This window comes from Algibacter aquimarinus, assembly GCF_039543265.1.
Taxonomy (GTDB): Bacteria; Bacteroidota; Bacteroidia; order Flavobacteriales; family Flavobacteriaceae; genus Algibacter_B; species Algibacter_B aquimarinus.
The window spans coordinates 288,570-313,415 of record NZ_BAABJK010000006.1 but is presented as its reverse complement, the minus strand read 5'-3'; the positions used below and the strand labels follow the sequence as shown (position 1 = coordinate 313,415).

Genomic DNA, 24,846 nt, shown 5'->3' with positions numbered 1-24,846 from the left:
AAATTTGAGCGTGGTAGAAAATTTTAAAGAACACATAAATAATCGACTTCCCTTTTTAGAGAATTCAAAATTACTTATAGCTATTTCAGGAGGGATAGATAGTGTTGTTTTAACGCATTTAAGTTATAATTTAGGCTTAAATATTGCGCTTGCACATTGCAATTTTAATTTAAGAGGCAATGAAAGTGATGCTGATGAAGATTTTGTATTAGAGCTTGCTGAGGATTTGGATATTGAAGTATTTACACAACGTTTTGATACTGAAAAATATGCTGAGGATAATAAACGCTCCATTCAAATGGCAGCACGGGAACTGCGCTATAATTGGTTTGAAGAACTATCAGAACAATTACAGTTCGATTATATTTTAACTGCACACCATGCCGATGATAATTTAGAAACGTTTTTAATTAATTTTACCAGAGGCACTGGTTTAGAGGGTTTAACAGGAATTCCTGAAGTTAATGGCAAATTTGTACGTCCGTTATTACCATTTTCAAATGTGGATATAGAGGTTTATGCTAAAGAAAATAATATCCAATGGAGAGAAGACAGCAGTAACAAATCTGTAAAATATTTAAGGAATAAACTTCGTCATGAAGTAGTACCCATTTTAAAAGAAATCAATCCTAGTTTATTGCAAAGTTTCCAGACTACATTAAGTAATTTAAATGATACCGCAGATATCGTTGAAGAAAGTACTAATGCCGTTTTAAAGCGAGCTATCGATACTATGAACGAGCATTATATAACGTTCAAAATTTCTGAATTCAAAAAGGTAAATAATCCCAAAGCCTATATGTTCGAGGTATTTAAAAGTTTTGGCTTTACCGAATGGAATGATATGGTAGATTTGCTAGATGCAGAAACAGGCAAACAAGTATTTTCTAATACGCATAGGCTCATTAAAAACCGAGAGTACCTGTTGTTAAGTCCGTATAATAATGATAATACTCCAAATGAGATTAGTATTTCTGAAAGTGAAATAGAAAAAGAAACACCATTCGGAATCATACTTTTTGAAGAAGTAGATGCTATTTCAAAACCTGATAAAAATATCATTTACGTAGATAAGGATAAATTGAAATTTCCTTTAAAGCTAAGAAAACGACAGGAGGGTGACATCTTTTATCCGCTTGGTATGACAGGTAAAAAGAAACTCAGTAAATATTTTAAAGATGAAAAATTATCACTTTTAGATAAAGAGAATACTTGGTTGTTATCTTCGGCTGGAGATATTGTTTGGGTTGTAAATAGAAGAGCAGATGATCGGTTTAAAGTTAAGAATAGTACTAAAAACATTCTAAAAATACAATTTAAACATTAATGCAATGTTCAGTGCAATAGCAATACTTCAATAAACAAGAATTTGAAATTACAAGGACAAATAGTAGACATAGAAAATAAACATATTTTTAAAGGTGAAATAACCGTTGCCAATGGTAAAATAATAGCTATTGAAGAAAAACAGCATGATGTAAATCATTATATACTTCCTGGATTTATTGATTCACATATTCATATAGAAAGCTCCATGTTAGTGCCCAGTGAATTCGCAAGAATAGCTGTAAAACACGGAACCGTATCAACCGTTTCAGACCCACACGAAATAGCCAATGTTCTTGGTGTTGAAGGTGTGGAGTTTATGATTAATAACGGAAAACAAGTACCGTTTAAATTCAATTTTGGTGCACCATCTTGTGTGCCTGCAACTAATTTTGAATCTGCTGGAGCTACTATTAATTCTGATTATATTAAAAAGTTATTGGAAAATTCAGATATCAAGTATCTCGCAGAAATGATGAATTACCCTGGAGTTATTTTTGATGATGATGAAGTTTTAAAAAAAATAGCTTGGGCGAAACACTTTAAAAAACCTATTGACGGACATGCACCCGGCGTTAGAGGAGCTGATATTTCAAAATATATAAGTGCTGGCATTTCTACAGACCATGAGTGTTTTACTTATGAAGAAGCTTTAGAGAAACTTCAAAAAGGTATGAAAATACTAATTCGAGAAGGAAGTGCAGCTAAAAATTTTGAAGCCTTAATTGATTTGTTACCAGAGCATTTTGAGAATATGATGTTTTGCAGTGATGATAAACATCCGGACGATTTAATTATTGGACATATAAATCAGCTTTGCGAACGAGCAGTAGCAAAAAGTATTAATGTGTTTAAAGTTTTGCAAGCGGCTTGTGTTAATCCAGTAAAACACTATAATTTGAATGTTGGATTATTGCAAGTTGGAGATGCTGCTGATTGCATCATTGTAGAGGATTTAAAAACATTTAAAACGCTACAAACGTATATTAATGGCGAATTGGTTTTTGATAATGGAAACGTATTAATAGAATCAATAGAATTTCAAAACCTAAATAATTTTAATTGTGAAACCAAAGTTGTTTCAGATTTCAAGCTGGAATCTTCTGCAAAACAAATTAGAGTGATAGAAGCTGTAGAAGGGCAATTAGTAACAAACGAAATAATAAAAGAGGCTACCATAAACAACGGAAATTTAGTTTCTAATATTAAAAATGACATTTTAAAAATGACGGTTGTTAATCGGTATGAAAACCAAGAACCAGCAATTGCTTTCATTAAAAATTTTGGACTAAAAGAAGGTGCAATTGCATCATCCGTTGGTCATGATTCGCATAATATTATTGCTGTTGGTGTATCTGATGAAGCAATTTGTAAGGCTGTAAATTTAATTATTAAAAACAAAGGTGGTATTTGTGCTATTTCCAGTTCTCAAGAAAAAATAGTCTCTCTTCCAGTTGCAGGCATTATGAGTGATAAAGATGGCGAAACCATAGGAAAACAATATGCAGAATTGGATGATATGGCAAAAGCTTTGGGCAGCCATCTAAATGCGCCTTATATGACATTGTCTTTTATGGCTTTGTTGGTAATTCCGTCGCTAAAGTTAAGTGACAAAGGCTTATTTGACGGAACCAATTTCAAATTCAAATCTTTAGAATTTAATTAAAACAAACAACTACTAAGTAATAATGCCAATAATAGAATCTAATTACAAGCCACGGTTTTACTTTAAAAACGGATTTGTTTCAACTGTTTATTCAGGATTATTTCGGCAAGTTTCTTTAATTCAAGACCGGGAAAGAATTACGTTAACTGATGGCGATTTTTTAGATTTAGATTGGAGCTATTCTGAAGTAAAAACAAATAAGCTTATTATACTATTACATGGTTTAGAAGGCCACGGACAAAGACCTTACGTAACGGGTGCAGCAAAATTGTTTAATAAAAATGGATGTGATGCTATTTGTGTAAATTTTAGGGGTTGTAGTGGAGAAGAAAATTTAAATTATTATAGCTATCACTCAGGTGCTACCGAAGATTTGGTTGAGGTTCTTAACCATGTTATAAACAATAAAAACTATTCAGAAATTTATTTAAAGGGTATTAGTTTAGGAGCAAATATTATTTTAAAATATCTTGGTGAAAGAGATCATGTGCCAGATGAAGTTAAGTCTGCTATTGCTGTTTCTGTTCCTTGTAATTTGGCAGGAGCTTCAGATGAATTACATGCATTTAAAAATAAACTTTACCACGATAGGTTTTTAAAACCTTTAATAAAACGACTTGAAGAAAAACAACGTCTATTTCCTGAATTTATAAGTACGAAGGATATAAAATCAATTAAAACATTATACGATTTTGATAATGTTTATACTTCAAAAGCACATGGTTTTAAAAATGCGGCAGATTATTATGAAAAATGTGCTAGTCTTCAATTTCTTCAAAATATAAAAACTCCAACTTTAATAATAAATGCGTTAAACGATTCTTTTTTATCATCAGAATGTTATCCTGTTAAAGCAGCTAAAAATAATTCGTATCTACATTTAGAAATGCCTAATCATGGTGGTCATTCTGGTTTTATAGATAAAAACAATATCTATTATAACGAAAAGAGAGCGTTTGAGTTTGCATCAAAAATAGGATAAATAGATTTATTGTGAGATAATTTTGATTTGGTTAACTGTGTGTTAAAATTATAGGTTAGTGATATACTTAAATCTATTTTTAATAACTTAATACCAAAATAATCAATATGCCAACATTTAACTTAAAAATCAACAATAAAACCCATACTGTTGATGCAGATATGGACACACCTTTACTTTGGGTGTTAAGAGATAAAATTGACTTAGTAGGAACTAAATTTGGTTGCGGAATAGGTCAATGTGGAGCCTGTACTGTTCATGTAGATGGTAACGCCATGCGTAGTTGTTTGCTGCAAGTTTCGCAAGCTGAAGGTATGGATATTACTACTATTGAAGGACTTTCAGAAGATGGAGATCATCCTGTTCAACAAGCATGGAAAGAGGTAGATGTTCCGCAATGTGGTTATTGTCAAGCAGGACAAATTATGACTGCTTCTGCCTTTTTAGAAAACAACCCTAATCCAACAGAATCTGAAATTAGAAATGCAATGCATGGTAACATTTGTAGGTGTGCAGCATACAATAGTATTGAAGAAGCTGTAAAAGTAGCTTCAAAAAAAATAACTAACTAACCTGTAAATAGAAAAAAATGACACCTTCAAAAAAAATGACATTCAGCAGAAGAGCGTTTTTAAAATCATCAGCTTTGGCAAGTGGTGGTATGATTATAGGTTTTAACTTATTCAACGCTTGTAAATCTGATGTTAAACCTTCAATAGATTTAAGTCAATTAAACTACAACGATTTTAATGCGTTCATAAAAATTTCTCCGGAAGGAAAAGTAACAATCTTTTCTACTAATCCAGAAATCGGGCAAAATGTAAAAACATCAATGCCTATGATTATTGCTGAAGAACTTGATGTTGCTTGGGATGATGTTTATGTTAAGCAAGCACCTTTAGATACTGAAAATTTTAGCGGACAAGTGGCTGGCGGAAGTCAGTCCATTAGAAGAAGTTGGCAACCTTTACGGGAAACAGGAGCTACCGCAAAACAAATGTTGGTAAATGCAGCTGCTGCAAAGTGGGGCGTTGATGCTTCAGAATGTACTGTTAAAGAAGGCATCATTACAAATGCTAAAGGAGAAACTTTAGGCTATGGTGATGTGGTTTCTGAAGCCGCTTCTCTTGAGGTTCCTGAAGAGGTAACTCTAAAAGATGTAAAGGACTTTACAATTATAGGAAAAGGTAAAGGAAATGTTGATATAGATAGAATTATTACAGGGAAGCCATTATTTGGTTTAGATTATAAAGTGCCAGACATGTTGTATGCGGCAGTTTTAAGGCCTCCAGCATTTGGTCAGGTTTTAGATACTTACGATGCTTCAGTTGCAAAATCTTTACCAGGTGTTGTTGATGTAATAACTATTGGAAAAAAAGTGCGAGAGTATCAAGAGTCAGGAAAAAGAAATTGGTCAATGCAAATAAGTAGTTCTGATAAAGTAGTTGTTATTGCAAAAACCACTTGGGATGCTTTTAAAGGAAAAAAAGCCCTAAAAGCAACTTGGAAAACAGACTCGCCACTTGAAAGTACAGAAAAGCATGACGAAATTTTAAATGGATTATTGGATGGAAAAAAGTTTAATACAAGGCGAAAAGATGGAAATGTAACAAAAGCTTTTGCAAATGCAGATAAAATTATTGAACGTGTTTATGAGTCTCCTTTTTTACCTCATAATACCTTAGAGCCAATGAATTTCTTTGCTAATGTAACGGATGAAAAGGTAGATTTGGTTGGTCCAGTTCAAACTCCTGAAGCTGCACAAAGTGTAGTAGCCGATTTGTTAGGAAGAGATATTGAGACAGTTTTTGTTGACATGACCAGAATGGGCGGTGGATTTGGAAGACGCTTATATGGTGATTTTGTTTATGAAGCTGCCGAAATTTCAGATGCCATACGAAAGCCCATTAAAATGGTATCCTCAAGAGAAGATGATATGACTACTGGTGTTTATCGTCCTGCGATTAAATATAAAATTGCTGCTTCTATAAAAGATGGAAAACTAACAGGTTATCATTTAAAAGAAGCCGCGGTAAATTCAAATATGTATGGTTTAATTCCTAACTTCTTTCCTGCAGGTGCTATTGAAAATTATCAAGTAGATACTGTAAATTATAAAAGTAATATTACCACAGGAGCTTGGAGAGCACCTTACACCAACTTTTTAGCAAGTGCAGAGCAAAGTTTCTTTGATGAATTGGCTGAGGAATTAGGTGTAGATAGAGTACAGTTTCATATTGATTTGCTTGACAATGTAAAAAAGAATCCTGATGCAAAAATTCAGTATAGTCCTGAGCGATTACAAGGTGTTTTGAAAATGGTTGTTGAGAAATCTAATTGGGGCAAAGCAAAAGAGGGCGTTTATCAAGGATTATCAGTGTATTATTGTCATAACACACATGTGGCAGAAGTTGCAGATATAACTATGGAAAATGGTGTTCCTAATGTAAAACGAGTAACCTGTGCTATTGATTGTGGTATTGTTGTAAATCCTTTGGGTGCAATGAATCAAGCAAAAGGTGGTGTCCTAGACGGAATTGGTCATACGATGTACTCAGATTTCGGATTTAGTAATGGTGTTCCGCAGTCTAATAACTTTAACTCTTATCAATTGATAAGAATGGGACAAACACCTAAAGTTGATATCCATTTTATTGAAAATGATATTGACCCTACAGGTCTAGGAGAGCCAACATTACCTCCAGTAGGAGCTGCCGTTGCCAATGCTATTTATAAAGCAACTGGTAAACGACTAACTAAGCAGCCTTATATGAGCAACATGAATATTGAAAAGAAGGTTTTAGGATAAAAAAGGCTTCTCTTATTAGTTTTCTAGTATGACACACGAATTTAAAAACATTGTAGAGGCAGGTTTAAGTGCTAGTAAAAATGGACTTAAATCTGTTTTAGCTTCAGTTGTGGCTTTAGATGGTTCTTCATACCGGAGACCAGGAGTGCGAATGCTTATTTTGGAAAACGAAAACATGATTGGCGCGGTGAGTGGTGGATGTGTAGAAAAGGAGATTTTAATCCAATCACAATCTGTTTTTAGAACAGGTCAATCTAAAATAATGACTTATGATGGTAGATATAGACTAGGTTGTGAAGGCGTTCTTTATATTTTGATTGAACCCTTTGAACCTAGTGAAACTTTTGTTTCTGCTTTTACAAAATGTTTAAATCAGCGTCAATCTTTTGAAGTATTGTCTTATTTTGAAAAGAAGGAAAATGTAAATCCTGATTATGGATCCTTTGTTAAAATAGCAGATAAATTATACGCTTTAAATACTTCAAAAAAGCATTTTGAAAAACCTAAGCTTTCAGTTTTTAAACAATACATGCCGCCATGCTTTAAATTAATGATTGTGGGAGCGGAACACGATGCAGTACAATTATGCCAATATGCAGCTTTAACGGGTTGGGAAGTGACTATTATTGCTGGAGTTAAAGAACATAAATCAATTCAGGATTTCCCAAAAGCTCATGCTTTACAAGTAACTACACCTGAAACTTTAGATGTTTCCCATATCGATAATCAAACTGCTGTTGTTTTAATGACGCACAATTTTGCTTATGATTTGCGTTATTTAGTAGCTTTAAAAGATACTAATCCAAATTATATAGGTTTGTTAGGTCCTAGTAAGCGTAGAGATGATTTATTGTCTCAGCTTATAGAATACTGTCCAGAATTATCTGATGCGTTTTTAGAATCTATCCATGGACCAGCAGGTCTTAATATTGGTTCTGAAACACCTCAAGAAATAGCTATTTCAATTGTTTCGGAGATTTTGGCATTCACACGAAAGCAACACCCTTTGTCGCTTAATCAAAAAACAGGTAGAATTCACTCAAAACATTAGGCCGTTAATTAGCATGGATATTTCTATCGTTATTTTAGCAGCTGGAGCGTCAAGTAGAATGGGGAGCCCAAAGCAATTACTTAATTGGGGTGAAGATATATTGTTGAATCATGCTATAAATACGGCTTTAGAAGTTGGTAATTCTGAAGTTATAGTCGTCCTCGGAGCAAATCAAGAAATTATAAAAAAAGCTATTCAGTCTAATTCTATTGTTATTTTACAGAATGATGAATGGAAAAAGGGTTTAGGTAAATCTATAGCATGTGCAGTAAATTACATTTTAAAATTAAAACCTCAAACTCAGGGTGTATTGATAACTTTAGCAGATCAACCTCTAATTAATACTGATTATTTGAATAAAATAATTTCTAGGTTTTCTTCTAATGAAAACCAAATCATCGCTACATTGTATGATAATAATATTAAAGGAGTTCCAGTACTTTTTGATAAAATTTACTTTCAAGAATTATCAAATTTAATAGGTGATGATGGGGCTAAAAAACTTTTAAAGGCCCACGAATATTCTGTAAAAACTTTAAAACCTCCTTTAAAAAATGTAGATTTAGATTCGAAAGAAGATTATGAAAAACTTCACAAAGAGAATTTTAAAACTAAATGAGTAAATCAATAAAAGACAAAGCGTTAACTCCAGAAAATTTTAAAAAACTAAAAAGTAAAAAACCACTAAAAAATAGTGTTGGTTTTAAAAGCATCGCAGCTGTAATTGGTCAAGTTTCAAAGTATATGAATCCTACTGATGCTTTGAAATTATCGCTTAAAATGAATCAAAAAGGTGGTTTTGATTGTCCAGGTTGTGCATGGCCAGATCCAGACGATGAACGCTCATCTTTAGGAGAGTTTTGCGAAAATGGTATTAAAGCTATTGCGGAAGAAGCTCAGAATAAAACTATTGGAACCCATTTTTTTATAAAATATTCTGTAGATGAATTAGCAGGTTGGTCTGATTTTGAAATAGGGAAATCAGGACGATTAGCTGAACCTATGTTTCTTGCTAAGGGTTCTAAAAATTATGAACCAATCTCTTGGAATGAGGCTTTTAAAAAGGTTGGAACGCATTTAAATAGTCTTGATAATCCTGATGAGGCTGTTTTTTATACATCAGGAAGAACAACAAATGAAGCAGCATTTTTATACCAATTATTTGTTAGAGAATATGGAACATCAAACTTACCAGATTGTTCAAATATGTGCCATGAAGCGAGTGGAAGTGCCTTATCAGAAACTTTAGGAATAGGTAAAGGTTCAGTAACTTTAGATGATTTATATAAAGCAGAAGTCGTTATGGTAATTGGGCAAAACCCCGGAACCAACCACCCACGAATGCTTACTGCACTAGAAAAATGTAAAAATAATGGAGGTAAAATAATTGCTGTAAACCCATTACCTGAAGCTGGTTTAATAAAATTCACCAATCCACAAAACCCTGTTAAACTTATAACTGGAGGAACGCAAATAGCAGATGTTTTTGTTCCAATTACTATTAATGGCGATGTGGCTTTTTTTAAAGCACTACTTCTTAAACTTTTAGAAAAAGAAGAATCTGAAGGAAATATTTTTGATAAGTCGTTTATACAGGAATTCACTGAAGGTTATGATGCGTTTATTACTGATTTAAAAACTTATAATTTTCAAGAATGTCTGGACGCATCTGGTATTTCTCTAGAAGTATTTAATCAGGTTTTTGATTTGATTCTTAGTAATAATAAGATTATTATTTGTTGGGCCATGGGCTTAACACAACACGAAAACGCTGTTGATAATATTAGAGAATTGGTTAACTTATTATTGCTAAAAGGGAGCATAGGAAAAGAAGGGGCAGGTACTTGCCCTGTTCGAGGACATTCCAACGTACAAGGCGATAGAACTGTTGGTATTTGGGAATCTGCACCGCAAGCATTTTTAGATAAAATAGAAGCTAAATACGGTTTTAAACCCACAAACAAGCATGGTTATTCAGTAATAGATTCTATAAAAGCCATGTATGAGAAACGAGCAAAAGTATTTATAGGCATGGGTGGTAATTTTATTTCTGCAGTTCCTGATACGGTATACTCTGCAACTGCTTTGGCAAATTGTGAGTTAACAGTTCATGTAAGTACGAAATTAAATCGATCGCATCTAGTTACAGGAAAGGAAGCTTTAATTTTACCTTGTTTAGGGCGTACCGAAAAAGATTACCAGAAATCTGGTGTTCAAGTTCAAAGTGTTGAAAATTCAATGGGTATTGTTCATACAACCAAAGGTGTTTTAGAGCCTTGTTCAGAACAATTATTAAGTGAGGTAGCTGTGGTTTGCGGAATGGCACATGCTAGTTTAAAAGAAAAATCAAAAGTTGATTGGTTAAAATATAAAGACGATTATAATTTAGTTAGAGATGATATTGCTGAGGTGGTTTCTGGATTCGACGATTATAATAAAAAGCTAAAACAATCAGAAGGTTTTTATTTACCAAATGGTGCACGAATTAGAGAATTTAAAACCAAAACAGGTAAAGCTAACTTTTCAATTAATAAGTTGCCAGAATGGGAATTAAAAGATGATGAGTTAATTATGATGACGATTCGAAGTCATGACCAATTTAACACTACAATTTATGGTTTAGATGATCGATATAGAGGGGTTTTTAATGAAAGACGTGTCATTTTTATGAATAAACAAGACATGAAACTACGTAGTTTAAAAGAGCATGATATTGTTAATTTGAAATCTGAATACAGCGGTATTGTTCGAGAAGCTCATAATTTTAAAGTTGTAGGTTACAACATTCCTAAAAACTGCTGTGCAACTTATTTTCCCGAAACTAATGTATTAGTTCCTTTAGAAAGTTTTGCCCATACAGCAAAGACTCCAGCTTCTAAGAGTGTTAAGATTACTGTTGCGAAACTTTAGTTTTATTAGGTAAAAATTCATCATAAATTCACTAATAAGCAATTATTAATATCTCAATTTGAGAAATTGATAATAATAACATATATACTTAAATTTCTTAAAAAATCACATCTAAAAATACGTATAAATACTTAGTTTTGTATTTAAATACGTAATTATGCAACATATTATTGTCGTTGGAAATGGAATGGTTGGTTATAAATTTTGTGAAAAATTTGTAGCTCAAGCTAAAAGTATCAATTTTAAGATTACAGTTTTTGGTGAAGAACCAAGGCCTGCTTATGATAGAGTTCACTTAAGTGAGTTTTTTGAAAACCAAGATGCTAAAGCCTTAGAAATGGCACCATCAAGTTGGTATGCAGAAAATAATATAGACTTAGTTACTGGTGAACGTGTTGCAGATATTAACAGGACAGGTAAAACTATCACTACTGCAAAAGACCGAGAGTTTACATACGATTATTTGGTTTTGGCAACAGGGTCTTCACCTTTTGTACCTCCAATAAAAGGCGTTGAAAAAGAAGGGGTTTTTGTATACAGAACCATTGAAGACTTAGAAGGTATGCTATCTTACGCTGCCAAGCTCAAAGTAGATAAACCTGACGCAAAAGCTGCTGTTTTAGGTGGTGGATTATTAGGATTAGAGGCTGGTAAAGCGGTTATGGATATGGGTTTAGAGCCTCATATTGTGGAGTTTGCACCTAAATTAATGCCGCGTCAATTAGACTCAAGAAGCTCTCAAGTATTAAAATTAAAATTAGAATCTATTGGACTTAATATTCATTTAAGTAAAGCCACTAATCAAATACTTGGAAACGGTTCTATAACAGGAATGGAGTTTGGTGAAGATGATATGTTAGACGTAGATATGTTGATTATTTCGGCAGGTATTCGTCCAAGAGATGAATTAGGAAGAGCAAGCGGATTGGAAGTTGGTGTTCGTGGAGGTATTGTTGTAGATAATACTATGAAAACTTCTGACGAGCATATTTATGCTATTGGAGAAATAGCACTTTACAATCAAATGATTTATGGTCTGGTAGCACCAGGTTATGATATGGCAGATATTGCTGTAAAACAAATTCTTGCAGAAAACGATGCCATAATGCCTGCAGATATTGATATGTCTACTAAGCTTAAATTAATTGGTGTAGATGTAGCCAGTTTTGGAGAACCATTTATGCCAGCTTCAAAAGGTCATTCCATCATTTTTGAAAATAAAACGCAGCATTTATATAAGAGAATAAATGTGAGTTTGGATGGTAAAACATTACTAGGCGGAATCTTAGTTGGTGATGCCTCAGATTATAATATGTTGCATCAGATGTATTTAAACGGGATGAAAATTCCAGAAGATCCATCACAATTAATTTTACCTGCAAGTGATGGCGCTTCGTCTTTTGGTGATGTTACAGATTTACCAGACGAAGCTCAAGTATGTTCTTGTGAGAGTGTTACAAAGGGTCAAATATGTGGTGTTATTGAAAACGGAGAAGCAACAGATTTAGCTGGTGTAGTTAGTTGTACTAAAGCAGGTACAGGATGTGGTGGTTGTAAACCAATGGTAGCAGATTTAACCAATGCCACACTTAAGGCTTTAGGTATTGAAGTTAAAGATTCTGTTTGTGAGCATTTTGATTATAACAGACAAGATTTATACAAAATTATAGAAGTAAAAGGGTATACTACATTTAATGAAGTGTTAGATAGTCATGGAAACGGTGGCCATGGTTGCGAATTATGTAAACCATTAATTGCGTCATTAATGGCAACTATTCATGCTGATACTGCCAATAAAGAGTATGCTATTCAGGATTCAAACGACAGGTTTTTAGCAAATATTCAACGTAACGGAACTTATTCTGTAGTGCCCCGTGTTCCTGGTGGCGAGATTACTCCTGATAAGTTAATTGCTCTAGGTGAAATTGCCAAGAAATATGATTTGTATACTAAGGTTACAGGTGGAGTTAGAATTGATTTATTTGGAGCTACTTTAAACCAGTTGCCATTGATATGGAAAGAATTAATAAGTCATGGTTTTGAAAGCGGTCATGCCTATGGAAAATCTTTACGTACAGTAAAAACTTGTGTGGGCTCAACATGGTGTCGATACGGAATGGACGAAAGTGTAAGCTTTGGTATCGAATTAGAAAATCGTTACAGAGGTATTCGTGCTCCACACAAAATAAAAGGTGGTGTCTCAGGTTGTATACGCGAATGTGCTGAAGCCAGAGGAAAGGATTTCGGGTTAATTGCAGTTGAAGGTGGTTGGAATTTATACGTTGGAGGAAACGGTGGTGCAAACCCGCGTCATGCCGAATTATTTGCAGAACAAATTGATAACGAAACAGTAATTAAGTATTTAGATAGATACTTAATGTTTTACATGCGTACTGCAAAACCTTTACAACGTACTGCCGCATGGCAAGAGCGACTAGAAGGTGGTCTCGAGTATTTAAAAGAAGTAATTATCGATGATAAACTTGGAATAGTAGAAGATTTAGAAAAAGAAATGCAAACTTTGGTTAATAGGTTTGAATGCGAGTGGACTCAGGCTGTTAATGATCCAGAAATGATGAAACGTTTCAATCATTTTGTAAATAGCGAAGAAGATGATGATAATTTGGTTTTTGTTCCTATGCGTGATCAAAAAATGCCAGAACCTTGGTTATAATAAGTACTAAATTTATATAAAATGGAAGAAATCTTAGAAAAGTACGCAACAATCAAATCAGAGCAAGTAAAAGTTTGGTTTAAAGCAGCATCGATATATGATTTTCCCATAGATGGTGGTGCTTGTGTAAAGTATAAAGACAAACAAATAGCAGTTTATAATTTTTCAAGATTAGGTAAATGGTATGCTTGTCAAAATCTTTGTCCTCATAAAATGGAAATGGTCTTGAGTAGAGGAATGATTGGAGATGATAAAGGTATTCCAAAAGTGGCTTGCCCGTTACATAAAAAAACATTTTCATTAGAGAATGGCGAAAATTTAAATGGTGATTTAGGTGCTATCGCAACATATCCTGTAAAAATAGAAGAGGACTATGTATATGTAGGTTTTGCAGAGTAAAACAGAATTGACAAAATAAGAAGCTTAAAAGTCAATTTTTATTTATAAAATGGCTAAGTTTTTCATTTCCATTTAAAAATACAACATATAGTATTTAATAAAAAAAGTAATTGTTTATCTTGGCTTTTATAGACAGTAATTCCAAAAAACATTATGAAGCCAACTCGTTTTGAAACTGCGATAGCATTAATAGATAAAGCAAATTCTGAGGATATTAGTACCTATCATGTTGCTGGTATAGAATATCCTAAGGAATTATTATACTCGCAACGGATGACTAGAAAATTGTTGCAGTTTTTACCAGATGCTTCTAAGGCATTACAAATTGCAGCACGTGCGCAACACATTTGCAGATGGAAAATTGCTCGTAATGAATATCCGATGGATCGCGTAGGGTATTTAAAATGGCGAGAAACTTTAAAGAAAATGCATGCTGATTTAACTGAGGATATCTTAAGGCAAGTGGGTTATGATGATGAGTTTATAGATAGAATAAGAAAAATTATTCTTAAAAAACTGATTAAAAAAAATGATGAATCTCAGGCTTTAGAGGATACTATTTGCTTAGTTTTTTTAGATTATTATTTTGAGGAATTTGCTGCAAAACATCCTGACGAAAAAGTCATTGATATTTTACAGAAAACATGGGTAAAAATGAGTGATAAAGGGCAACAGGAAGCTTTAAAACTAAACTTCTCTGAAAAATCTTTAGCTTTAGTAAAGCAAGCTATTTCATAATTTTAACTTTTAATAATGGCAAAAAATGGTAACTCATTAGATCATCGGACTTTTGATAAACTACGCCGTTTGTACATTATCGGGTTTAGCACCATTGCACTTTCTGTAATTATAAGTCAGATTTTAATTCGTACTCATCTGTCAGGTCAAGAAAGTGATTCTACAATTATAAATATTGCTGGTAGGCAACGTATGCTAAGTCAGAAACTGGCTAAAAATGTTGTGTCTTTATCGTCTGCATCAAGTTTAGAAGAACAATTATCTATAAAAAATAATTTAAAAGAAACACTTCTAGTTTGGGAGTTCTCGCATCATGCATTGCAAAATGGTAATGATAGTCTGCGACTACCCAATACAAATAGTGAAGCTATTACTTTAAAGTTCGCCGCTTTAAATCCTGTTTTTGATACTATTGCCAAAGCCTCAAAAGCTATTATAAGTAAGATTGAGAATAGCTCTACTAACTCAGTACCATTTATAAATGATGTAACGATTGTTAAGGCGAATGAAGGCGAGTTTTTAAAACAGATGGATGCTATTGTAAATCAATATGATGCTGAAGCTGAAGAAAAAGTAGCATGGTTACGGAAACTTGAATTTTGGTTAACAATATTAACATTAGCGATTCTTTTAGGTGAATTTTTATTTATTTTTTGGCCCGCAGCTAAATCTGTACGTTATACACTAGCACAATTATTATCTGCCGAAAAACAAGCTAAAAAAATGGCTTTTGATGCTGATGAATTGAGTAAAGCAAGAGAAAAATCCATTCAAGAGTTAAGTACTTTAACCAGGGCTATGGATGAAACTTTGTTGTTTGCAAGAACATTACCAGATGGCACGCTAATACATATGGGGAATAAGTTTTCGCGTTTATTTAAATTCTCAAATTTTAATGAAACAGTACCATTTTGGAAAGCGATTTCACAGTTAGAAAATGAGCAAGTACATATTGAAGACCTTATAAAAAAACATAAAAAAACTGGCTGGAAAGGCGAGGTTAAAGCAACTTGTAAAGAGCATAAAGATGTATGGTTAGAAATGGCTATTATTCCCTATAGCCCAACAAGTGATAAATCTGAATTATTAATTATTGCATCAGAAATTACAGAGCGTAAAATAGCCCAATTGGAGATTGATAGATTGACGGAAAAGAGTTTTGAGGAGAAAATGAGTCAGCAAAAAATCATCTCAAGTAAAATTATTGAAAATCAAGAAAAAGAGCAAAATCGTATTGCAAAAGATGTACATGATGGTATTGGGCAGATGCTAACTGGTTTAAAGTATAATTTGGAGAGTATTGATACCAAAAATATTGAAAAAGCTACCTCAAAAATAGAACATTTAAAAGCTCTAACTACAGATATAATAAAAGGTGTTCGAACAGCAACTTTCAATTTAACACCACCAGAATTAACCGATCATGGTATTGTACCAGCACTTACAAAATTAGTACAAGAATTAGCAAAACTTACAGGTAAGGAAATTGTACTTTTTAATAAATCTGATTTTAATCAAAGACTCGATTCACTTGCCGAAATAAATATTTATCGCATTACCCAAGAGGCTATTAATAATGCTATAAAATATGCTGAATCTTCGCATATAATAGTATCATTAACGCACAGTAAAAAAATGTTAAGTATTGTTATTGATGATAACGGTAAAGGTTTTGACCCTGATAAAATTAAGCGTGTAAAAACTGGTGATGGCGGTATGGGTATGACTTTTATGAAAGAGCGAATAAAATATATAGAAGGGCGTTTATTCTTAACTTCGGAAAAAGGCAAAGGTACTCGTGTAACGCTTAATGTGCCTCTTACGACTAATTAAATAGTTAACGACTAGATATTATTAAATTAAAAACTATGGAAAGAAAACTGATAAGCTCGGGTTCAACATTCGAAGAAAAAGTTGGCTATTCTCGAGCTGTAGTCCAAGGTAATTGGGTTTTTATTTCTGGCACTACAGGCTATAACTACAAAACAATGACTATTAGTAACGATATAGTAACCCAAACCGAACAATGTTTAATTAATATAGAAAACACATTAAAGGAAGCAGGGGCAAACTTATCAGATATAGTAAGAGTGACTTATATTTTACCAAAAGCTGATGATTTTAAAGATTGTTGGCCAGTTCTTAAAAAGTATTTAGGCGAAATAAAACCTGCTGCTACTATGTTTTCAGCTGGACTTGCTGATGATAAAATGAAGATTGAAATAGAGGTTACTGCTTTAAAAACATAGTATAAATTATTTATCCAATTTATAAATTGTTTATGTACTGTGTTATTTTATCCGTTGGTGTTTCATATATTTTTATGAGATGACTGCGAACTTTAACTTGAACCAAACTATCGTTATCCTGAATTTTTAATGAGTTAGAGTTTGATATTGGCATATGGCAATCTATACAGTTGCTAGCATTATCTTCTGAAGAAGTTGAGGGTAAACTACAATTAATCTTTTGGCTACTGTGGCAGTTTATACATTTGTTATTAAAATTAATTAAATTTCCTCTTTCTTTGGCGTGAGCATTATGGCAAGTGTTACAATCCATACTAGCTGTTTTTTTAAAGCATTTACTAGCTTCTAAAAGCTCTACTTGATTTCCATGAACATCAACCGTTGATTTATGTTTTGATCTGTAAAAACTCCTAAAATCTTTAACTACGTAATTGTCTAAAGTGTCTCCTAAAACAAAACGAAATTCCGTATTAGGTTTTTTTGTTTTAGAGCCTGAATGACACAAAGCACACATATCCATTTTTTGTTGTCTTGATAATTGATTTTGTTTTAAAATATGTTTTCCAATAGTATCATTTGGAAACTTAATCTGGTATTCAACATGCTTTGCGGCAGGACCGTGGCAACGTTCGCAATCTATTCCTAAAATTATACTTCGCTTGTTAAACTCATTTTTAGTTTGTTTACGAGATGTCATTTTTGCAAAAGTAGCATGACATTCTAGACAGCTTACAGAAATTGGACGTTTTTTAGGTTCTATTGTTTCTTTGTAGCCAGGGCTATTTATCCATTGTTTACTAGGAACAAAATATGAAGTTTGTAACTGAAATAACTTATCATCCTCCCAGCTAAAATAAGATTGTCCTTTTACTCCCGAACCAATTACAATATCAATTTTATCTTCCCTTACAATTTTACTAATAGAATCATTTTTTAATATTTGAAAAAAGCCATTCCATTTCTTTTGAATTGAATAACTATGATGTTTTCCTATCTTAAAACTATCAGAAATCCCTTCATGTATTCCTTTGATAGTACTATCAGAGGGGATGGTTGAACTTAAATAATGAGCAGATTTTATATGTTGATTATAAACATCTTCATGACAAGAAATGCAGGCCTCAGAGCCTGAAAATTCTAGACCATTAAAATGCTCTAATTTTTGTCCTTTTTCAAAATATTCATACCTATCAATAGGTCTTTTTTGCCAAAGGTAAACAGCAAAAACAGTGATTATAAATAAGATAAAAAATATGAATCTTTTCATCATTTTATAAATCTACAAAATTGGATTGTTATCCATAATAATTTTTTTGTTATTTAGTAGCAGTAAAAATTAGTAGGCAATAAAGAAGTATAAATACGTAGTATTACTTAATTTGTTACTTTTGTATGCATAACAATAAATTATGGATAAAATTAATGTTGTACTAGCCGATGATCATGTTCTTGTGAGAGATGGTATTAAAGCACTTTTAGAAGACCAATCAGGAATTGTAGTAATAGATGAAGCATCTGACGGAAAAGAGGCTTTAGAAGTTATTACTAGAAACAAGCCTCATGTATTGATTGTAGATATACGTATGCCAGAAATGAATGGTATTGAAGTAGTTGGCGAGATGAGTAAATCTCATAAAGATGTGCGCACATTGGTATTATCCATGCACGATTCAGAAGAATATGTTGTACAAGCCATACAAGCAGGAGCTGATGGGTATTTATTAAAAGGAGCCAGTAAAGAGGAATTTTTAAAAGCGGTTACAAAAGTAGCTGCGGGTGGTAAGTATTTTACTGGTGATGTATCGGCCATTATTATGAATAATTTTGTGAATGGTAACACCAATACTGTTGAGGCAACACAAGTAACACCGAAAGAGGATTCTTTTAATCTAACCAAGCGCGAAAAACAGATTTTAGATTTGGTATTGCAATTAAAGAACAATAAAGATATTGCTGAAGAACTTCAAATCAGTAAACGTACGGCCGAAGTACATCGCTTTAATTTGATGAAGAAATTGGAGGTTAAAAACTTAATGGAATTAAGTAATAAGGCCAAGGAATTTGGGTTGGTTTAACAAAAGTCATTTTATTGATATTTAAAGATCACATTTTAGGGTTAATTGAAATTCTCTAATTTTTATAATTCACATAATAATTATTAAACATCACTACATAAAGTCTACGTGTATTTGCTAGAAATTAGTTTTTATTTTTTTTACTAATCAAATGACTAAATTTTAGTTCTTTTATTTCTAGGTATAACATTTTAATCATTTTTACTAAATCCTTAAAATTCATATTATCAAATTATCAACCTCATAATTATTCAGTAATACGTAATATTTAACATAAAAATTAAGTATTAATACGTAGATTTGATATTATAATAAAATTAATTTTTATCTTAAATATGTAATCAATGTTACGGTTTTGTACTTTGATTTTTATCAAATTTTAAAATTTTAAGCACCTTTTTTAAGGGATTCAGAATAATGTTTAAACCATTTGTTTTCAGAAGTTAAAATGTATTATTTAGTAAAAAACAGCCCTGTAAATGATTAAAAACGAAGTAAAAACAACCTGTTCTTATTGTGGTGTTGGCTGCGGTATTATTGTTAAAAAAGACAGTAGTAATAAGGTATATGTTGAAGGTGATAAAGACCACCCAGTGAATAAGGGTATGTTATGTTCTAAGGGAATGAATTTACATTATGTTGCTAATGATACTTCCGATAGAATTTTATATCCAGAAATGAGATGGAGTAGATCGCACCCAAGAGAGCGTGTAAGTTGGGATAACGCTTTGGATAGAGCAGCAAGTGTTTTTAAATCTATCATAAAAAAACATGGACCAGATAGTGTAGGTTTTTATGTGTCTGGGCAAAGTTTAACCGAGGAATATTATATAGCAAATAAATTAACAAAAGGCTTTTTAGGTACCAATAATATTGATACTAATTCCCGTTTATGTATGAGTTCTGCTGTTGTTGGTTACAAGAAAACCTTTGGTGAAGATAGTGTTCCTATTTCTTACGCAGATATCGAGCTTGCAGATACGTTTTTAATTACAGGAGCAAATCCTGCATGGTGTCATCCTATATTATTCAGACGTTTAGAAAAGCATAAAGAAGATAATCCTAACGTTAATATAATAGTTGTTGACCCAAGAAAGACAGACACTGCTAATTTTGCCGATTTACATTTACAATTATTACCAGGAACTGATGTGATTTTATACAATGCTATTGGAAGATGCTTGTATAAACGAGGTTTAATTGACGAAAATTTTATAAATAGATACACTGAAGGTTTTAAAAATTATAAAGATTTAATTTTTAAAACGTCTTTAAGGCAGGCATCAAAAATGTGTGGTGTGCCAGAAAAGGATATACAAAAGGCGGCAGATATGATAGGGCTTTCAAAAGGCTTTATTAGTATGTGGGCTATGGGCTTAAACCAGAGTGTAGTTGGTACAGATAAAAATGTATCACTTTTAAATTTATCATTAATAACAGGACAAGTTGGTAAACCTGGTGCAGGACCTTTTTCTTTAACAGGACAGCCAAATGCCATGGGCGGACGTGAAGTAGGTGGAATGGCAAACTTACTGGCAGTTCATAAAGATTTAATGAATGAAGAACACCGTCGTGAAGTTGCTCAGTTTTGGGGCGTTGATAAAATAAATCCAAAACCAGGATTAACGGCTACTGAAATGTTTGATGCACTGGAAAGCGGTAAAATGAAAGCGGTTTGGATTGCGTGTACAAATCCATTGGTGAGTTTACCAAATTTAAATCGTATTGAAAAAGCCATGAAAAACTCAAAGTTTGTGGTGGTTCAAGAGATTTCACATAAATCGGATACAGTTGCTTTTGCAGATTTGGTATTACCAGCAGCAGCTTGGTTAGAAAAGGAAGGGACTATGACAAATTCAGAACGCAGAATTTCGTACTTGCCAAAAGAAATAGATGCACCAGGAGAAGCAAGACCAGATGTTGAAATATTTTGTGATTTTGCCCAACGTATGGGTTTTAGAGGTTTTAACTTCAATAATGCCAGTGAAATTTACGACGAATATGCATCTATGACAAAAGGGACAAATATAGATGTATCCTTTTTAAATTATGATAGATTAAAAACTGAAGGCACATTTCAATGGCCAGTACCAGAGCATAGGCATCAAGGCACCCCTCGTTTGTTTGAAGATAAAAAGTTTTACACACCATCACAAAAAGCACAATTTAATTTACCTAGTACTATTGAAAATACTTCGGTACAACCAAACAATCAGTTTCCTTTAATTTTAACTACAGGTCGCGTTCGAGATCAGTGGCATACTATGACAAAAACTGGTAAAGTATCACGTTTAAAAACACACTACCCAACTCCAGTTTTAGAAATTAATCCTGTAGATGCCTATTTATATAAAATAGAAAATGGTGATATTACTGAAATTAAAGGAGAAAATGGTGTAGTTAGAGTACGTGCAAAACTTACCGATACTATTAAAAAGGGTGTGGTGTTTTTGCCAATGCATTGGGGTAAACGATTGCAAAGTAATTTAAACAGGGCAAATAATTTAACAAATACACATATCGACCCAACATCTAAAGAACCAGATTTTAAGTTTACACGTGTTTCGGTTTCAAAATATATAAAAGTATCAGAAAAAATTATTATTGCTGGTGCGGGTGCAGCAGCATTTAGGTTTGTACAAAACTATAGAGAACAAAATAAAACAGATGAAATCCATGTGTTTTCAAAAGAACCTAACCTGTTTTACAATAGAGTATTGTTACCAGAATATGTAACTGAGGAATTAAGTTGGGAGCAACTTTTAAAAATTAAAGAAAAAGAACTAAATAAACTTAATATTCATCTTCACCCAGAAACCTATATAACTAAAATTGATAAAACTAATAAATTAGTAAATGATAGCAATTCTGAATCGCATAGCTTTGATAAATTAATATTAGCAACAGGTAGTCGTGCCTTTATACCACGAGATGTACAAATAGATTTACCTGGGCGTTTTACCATGCGAAATAAAAGTGATGCTGATAGTTTTAAAACCTATTTAGATGCTACAGGTTTGCCACCAGAAGAGCAGCACGTAGTTATTGTTGGCGGTGGGTTGTTAGGTTTAGAGTTGGCTGCGGCTATGAAGCATAAAAATGCCAAAATTACAATTGTGCAACGTGGTTCTCGCTTAATGGAACGTCAGTTAGATATAGTTTCAAGTAAATTATTAGCTCTAGATGTTCAAGAAAGAGGTATTCAAATTTACTTTGATAACGAAGTAAGTACCGTGTTTGATGACGATGAAACAGGTGAATTGAATATTACACTTAAAAGTGGAAAATTTATTACTGCAAATGCTATTGTTTATGCAATTGGTACTATTCCAAATATAGAAATAGCCAGAATAAACGGGATTTCGTGTGGTAGAGGCGTAAAAGTTAATCAACATTTACAGTCTTCGCACCCCGATATTTTTGCAATTGGTGAAATAGCAGAATACAATAATCAGCTATTCGGTATAACATCTGCAGCTGAAGAGCAAGCTAATATTTTAGCAAACTTTATAGCGGGTGATGTTAGTTCCTCTTATAGCGGTTCTGTGTTGATGAATATTCTAAAATTTAACGATTTAAACTTGTGTAGTATCGGAGAAATTAATGTTCCTGAAAATGATGATAGCTATGAAGAAATTATATTTACAGATATTAAAAAACGTTACTACAAAAAGTGTATTGTAAAAGATGATTTGCTAATTGGAGCTGTTTTAATGGGTGATAAAAATGAATTTGCCGAATTTAAAACAATGATTGATAGTAAAATTGAAATGGCTGAAAAGCGAGATAAGCTTCTTCGAGGATCATCAAACGATGTACCTGTTTTAGGAAAACTAGTATGTTCTTGCAGTCAGGTAGGAGTAGGTAATATAGAAGAAACAATTACCCAGGGGTGTACGGATTTTACAGAATTATGTAATAAAACAGGAGCAGGTTTAGGATGTGGAAGTTGTAAAACTGAGGTTAGAGAAATACTTCAAAATTCAAAAGTGTTAGCATAATGGAGCCATACAGATTAATGATAAATGGAGGTGTTTTATCGCCTGGAGAGTTAAAATATATTTGTGAAGCTGCCGAGGGTTTGGGTTTAGATGCCATTTCTTTCGGTTCTCGACAAGACATTATTTTTCCTGAAGAAATTGATGAAACTAAGTTTGCACAGTATGATAAAATTCAATTTGTAAAACCTAAAAGAGACGGTGTTGAAAATATAGCATCTTCTTATGTTTCCGCAGAAATTTTACCTAGTACCTCTTGGTTAACAAGTGATCGTTATTTATATGTTTTAGAACAATTTAAACACAACCCAAAACTTCGTATTAATGTTATAGACCCTAAACAAAGGCTAGTTCCATTATTTACTGGAAATGTGAATTTTATAGCATCAGAGCATGAAGATTATTGGTATTTATACTTAAGACTTCCGGGTTGGAAAAAAACGCAAATGTATCCTGCGCTCATTTACAGTTGGGATATGGGCAAAGTAGAGTTGGCTATAGAAAATATTTTAATAGAAGAACCAGAAAGTATCGAGATGGTTTTTGATTTGGTGATAGATGCTGTAGATACTAATAATAGAACGGTTGATAAACCTTTAGAGGTTCCTTTTTATCCATTTCCGTATTATGAAGGGATGAATCGTATAGGTCAAGACAGGTATTGGTTAGGATTATATTGGAGAAATAATCGATACGATCTTAAGTTCTTAAAGGCCATGTGCGATTTATGTTCAGAAAACAAAATTGGAAAAATTACAATAACACCTTGGAAATCATTTATTGTCAAAGGTATTCCTCTACATTCAAAATTAAACTGGGAAAAATTCTTGGGTAAATATGGTATTAATGTCCGTCATTCTATGCTTGAAATGAATTGGCATTTACCAGTTAATGACAAAGATGCCTTAAGTTTAAAAAAGTATTTAGTTACCAATTTTGACCAAAATGATATTAGTACTTACGGCTTAACCTTTGGTATTACTAGTTATGATAGTGATACTTACAATTTCACATCAATTGTGATTGAAAAAAATAGACAACCAGAAATTAAAGGCGATTTTATAATAAGAGATACCTATAATTTACTCTATGCAAAAAATTTCGATCCCAATTCACGTGAATACATAATGCATGTTCAAGATGTAGACAAGGTTGAATTACCCGCTTTGTTAATGGAGTTAAGTCAATTGTATTTTGAACAATTAGGCACAGAACGGGAGGATGAAAGTACTCAAGTTACAGTAAAAGAAACTACTGAAGACGAAGTGCATCAATGTTCAGAATGTATGACTATTTATAATGAAGTTTATGGTGATATAACTCAAAATATATCACCTAATACCACTTTTGAAAGCTTACCTGATACTTATGAATGTTCACTTTGTGAGGCACCAAAAAGTAGTTTTGAGAAAAAAGTACTCATTAGTTAGTTGTTTTTTTTAAAACCATTCGTCTACACTTAATTTCCATTCGTCTACACATAATTTCATTTAGGCGAAATCAACTTTATTTTCTTGTAACGTTTGTTAACTTGGTTATTTAAAAATACGGAGAGACTATGAATACATTGAATATATTGTTGATTGAAGACGATATGATTGAGGTAATGAAATTGAATAGAACAATTTCTAAACTTGAATTACCACATAAAATCGTGGAAGCCAACAATGGAGAAGAAGCACTTAAAGTTTTACAAAATAAAGACGAATTACCTGACATAATTTTGTTAGATTTGAATATGCCAAAGCTAAATGGTATAGAGTTTTTAAATATTTTAAAGAATGATGAAGTTTTAAAATACATTCCAACCATAATTTTAACAACATCAAACAATCAAAAAGATTTATTAGAATGTTATAGAATTGGTATCGCTGGATACGTTTTAAAACCATTAAAATATGAAGACTATACCTCTAAAATAGAAAAGCTTTTAGCATATTGGAGTATTAACGAAGTAAAGCAAATTTAA

Annotated in this window: 18 protein-coding genes; 17 read left to right on the top strand and 1 reads right to left on the bottom strand. The window is 32.6% G+C overall.

Annotated elements, in window-relative coordinates; all coding sequences use genetic code 11:
* The first annotated feature begins 10 nt into the window (after positions 1–10).
* The 13 genes from tilS to ABD939_RS10480 all read left to right on the top strand — a co-directional run bounded on the left by tilS (position 11) and on the right by ABD939_RS10480 (position 16,804).
* On the top strand, positions 11–1,327 hold the full coding sequence (gene tilS, locus ABD939_RS10540; protein ID WP_345168481.1) for a tRNA lysidine(34) synthetase TilS: 1,317 nt from the start codon (positions 11–13) through the stop codon (positions 1,325–1,327).
* Between the two features lie 42 nt (positions 1,328–1,369).
* The gene (ade, locus tag ABD939_RS10535) at positions 1,370–2,992 is read left to right on the top strand and encodes an adenine deaminase (RefSeq protein ID WP_345168118.1); all 1,623 of its coding nucleotides are present in this window, start codon (positions 1,370–1,372) and stop codon (positions 2,990–2,992) included.
* A gap of 22 nt (positions 2,993–3,014) precedes the next feature.
* Positions 3,015–3,974, top strand: coding sequence for a YheT family hydrolase (locus ABD939_RS10530; RefSeq protein ID WP_345168115.1), 960 nt, complete (start codon positions 3,015–3,017; stop codon positions 3,972–3,974).
* A gap of 107 nt (positions 3,975–4,081) precedes the next feature.
* The gene (locus ABD939_RS10525; protein WP_345168113.1) at positions 4,082–4,546 is read left to right on the top strand and encodes a (2Fe-2S)-binding protein; all 465 of its coding nucleotides are present in this window, start codon (positions 4,082–4,084) and stop codon (positions 4,544–4,546) included.
* 17 nt (positions 4,547–4,563) lie between these two features.
* Positions 4,564–6,783 (top strand): xanthine dehydrogenase family protein molybdopterin-binding subunit, encoded by a 2,220-nt coding sequence (locus ABD939_RS10520; protein WP_345168110.1) that lies wholly within the window; start codon positions 4,564–4,566, stop codon positions 6,781–6,783.
* Positions 6,784–6,811: 28 nt separating this feature from the next.
* Positions 6,812–7,834: an XdhC family protein gene (locus ABD939_RS10515; protein ID WP_345168108.1), complete on the top strand. Its 1,023-nt coding sequence runs from the start codon at positions 6,812–6,814 to the stop codon at positions 7,832–7,834.
* Positions 7,835–7,847: 13 nt separating this feature from the next.
* On the top strand, positions 7,848–8,453 hold the full coding sequence (locus ABD939_RS10510; RefSeq protein WP_345168107.1) for a nucleotidyltransferase family protein: 606 nt from the start codon (positions 7,848–7,850) through the stop codon (positions 8,451–8,453).
* Positions 8,450–10,744, top strand: coding sequence for an FdhF/YdeP family oxidoreductase (locus ABD939_RS10505; RefSeq protein ID WP_345168106.1), 2,295 nt, complete (start codon positions 8,450–8,452; stop codon positions 10,742–10,744). Before ABD939_RS10510 ends, ABD939_RS10505 begins: the two co-directional genes overlap by 4 nt.
* A 157-nt stretch (positions 10,745–10,901) precedes the next feature.
* Positions 10,902–13,418, top strand: coding sequence for a nitrite reductase large subunit NirB (gene nirB / locus ABD939_RS10500; protein ID WP_345168105.1), 2,517 nt, complete (start codon positions 10,902–10,904; stop codon positions 13,416–13,418).
* A gap of 21 nt (positions 13,419–13,439) precedes the next feature.
* Positions 13,440–13,817, top strand: coding sequence for a nitrite reductase small subunit NirD (nirD, locus tag ABD939_RS10495; protein ID WP_345168103.1), 378 nt, complete (start codon positions 13,440–13,442; stop codon positions 13,815–13,817).
* 153 nt (positions 13,818–13,970) lie between these two features.
* A complete protein-coding gene (locus tag ABD939_RS10490; protein WP_345168102.1) occupies positions 13,971–14,555 on the top strand; it encodes a DUF4202 domain-containing protein in 585 nt (194 codons plus the stop codon).
* A gap of 15 nt (positions 14,556–14,570) precedes the next feature.
* Complete coding sequence (locus ABD939_RS10485) at positions 14,571–16,388, top strand: ATP-binding protein (RefSeq protein WP_345168101.1); 1,818 nt, start codon at positions 14,571–14,573, stop codon at positions 16,386–16,388.
* A 35-nt stretch (positions 16,389–16,423) separates the two neighbouring features.
* Positions 16,424–16,804, top strand: a complete 381-nt coding sequence (locus ABD939_RS10480; protein WP_345168099.1) for a RidA family protein — start codon at positions 16,424–16,426, stop codon at positions 16,802–16,804.
* Between the two features lie 19 nt (positions 16,805–16,823).
* Here the strand turns inward: ABD939_RS10480 and ABD939_RS10475 are convergent, their stop codons facing one another.
* Entirely contained in the window at positions 16,824–18,074 is a 1,251-nt protein-coding gene (locus ABD939_RS10475; protein WP_345168097.1) for a multiheme c-type cytochrome, read from the bottom strand.
* A 139-nt stretch (positions 18,075–18,213) separates the two neighbouring features.
* On the opposite strand from ABD939_RS10475, the gene ABD939_RS10470 reads away from it, so the two are divergent.
* The 4 genes from ABD939_RS10470 to ABD939_RS10455 all read left to right on the top strand — a co-directional run bounded on the left by ABD939_RS10470 (position 18,214) and on the right by ABD939_RS10455 (position 24,846).
* Positions 18,214–18,879 (top strand): response regulator, encoded by a 666-nt coding sequence (locus ABD939_RS10470; RefSeq protein WP_345168096.1) that lies wholly within the window; start codon positions 18,214–18,216, stop codon positions 18,877–18,879.
* Between the two features lie 479 nt (positions 18,880–19,358).
* Entirely contained in the window at positions 19,359–22,880 is a 3,522-nt protein-coding gene (locus tag ABD939_RS10465) for a molybdopterin-dependent oxidoreductase (RefSeq protein ID WP_345168094.1), read from the top strand.
* On the top strand, positions 22,880–24,307 hold the full coding sequence (locus ABD939_RS10460) for a rubredoxin (protein WP_345168092.1): 1,428 nt from the start codon (positions 22,880–22,882) through the stop codon (positions 24,305–24,307). Before ABD939_RS10465 ends, ABD939_RS10460 begins: the two co-directional genes overlap by 1 nt.
* Positions 24,308–24,435: 128 nt before the next feature.
* The gene (locus ABD939_RS10455; RefSeq protein ID WP_345168090.1) at positions 24,436–24,846 is read left to right on the top strand and encodes a response regulator; all 411 of its coding nucleotides are present in this window, start codon (positions 24,436–24,438) and stop codon (positions 24,844–24,846) included.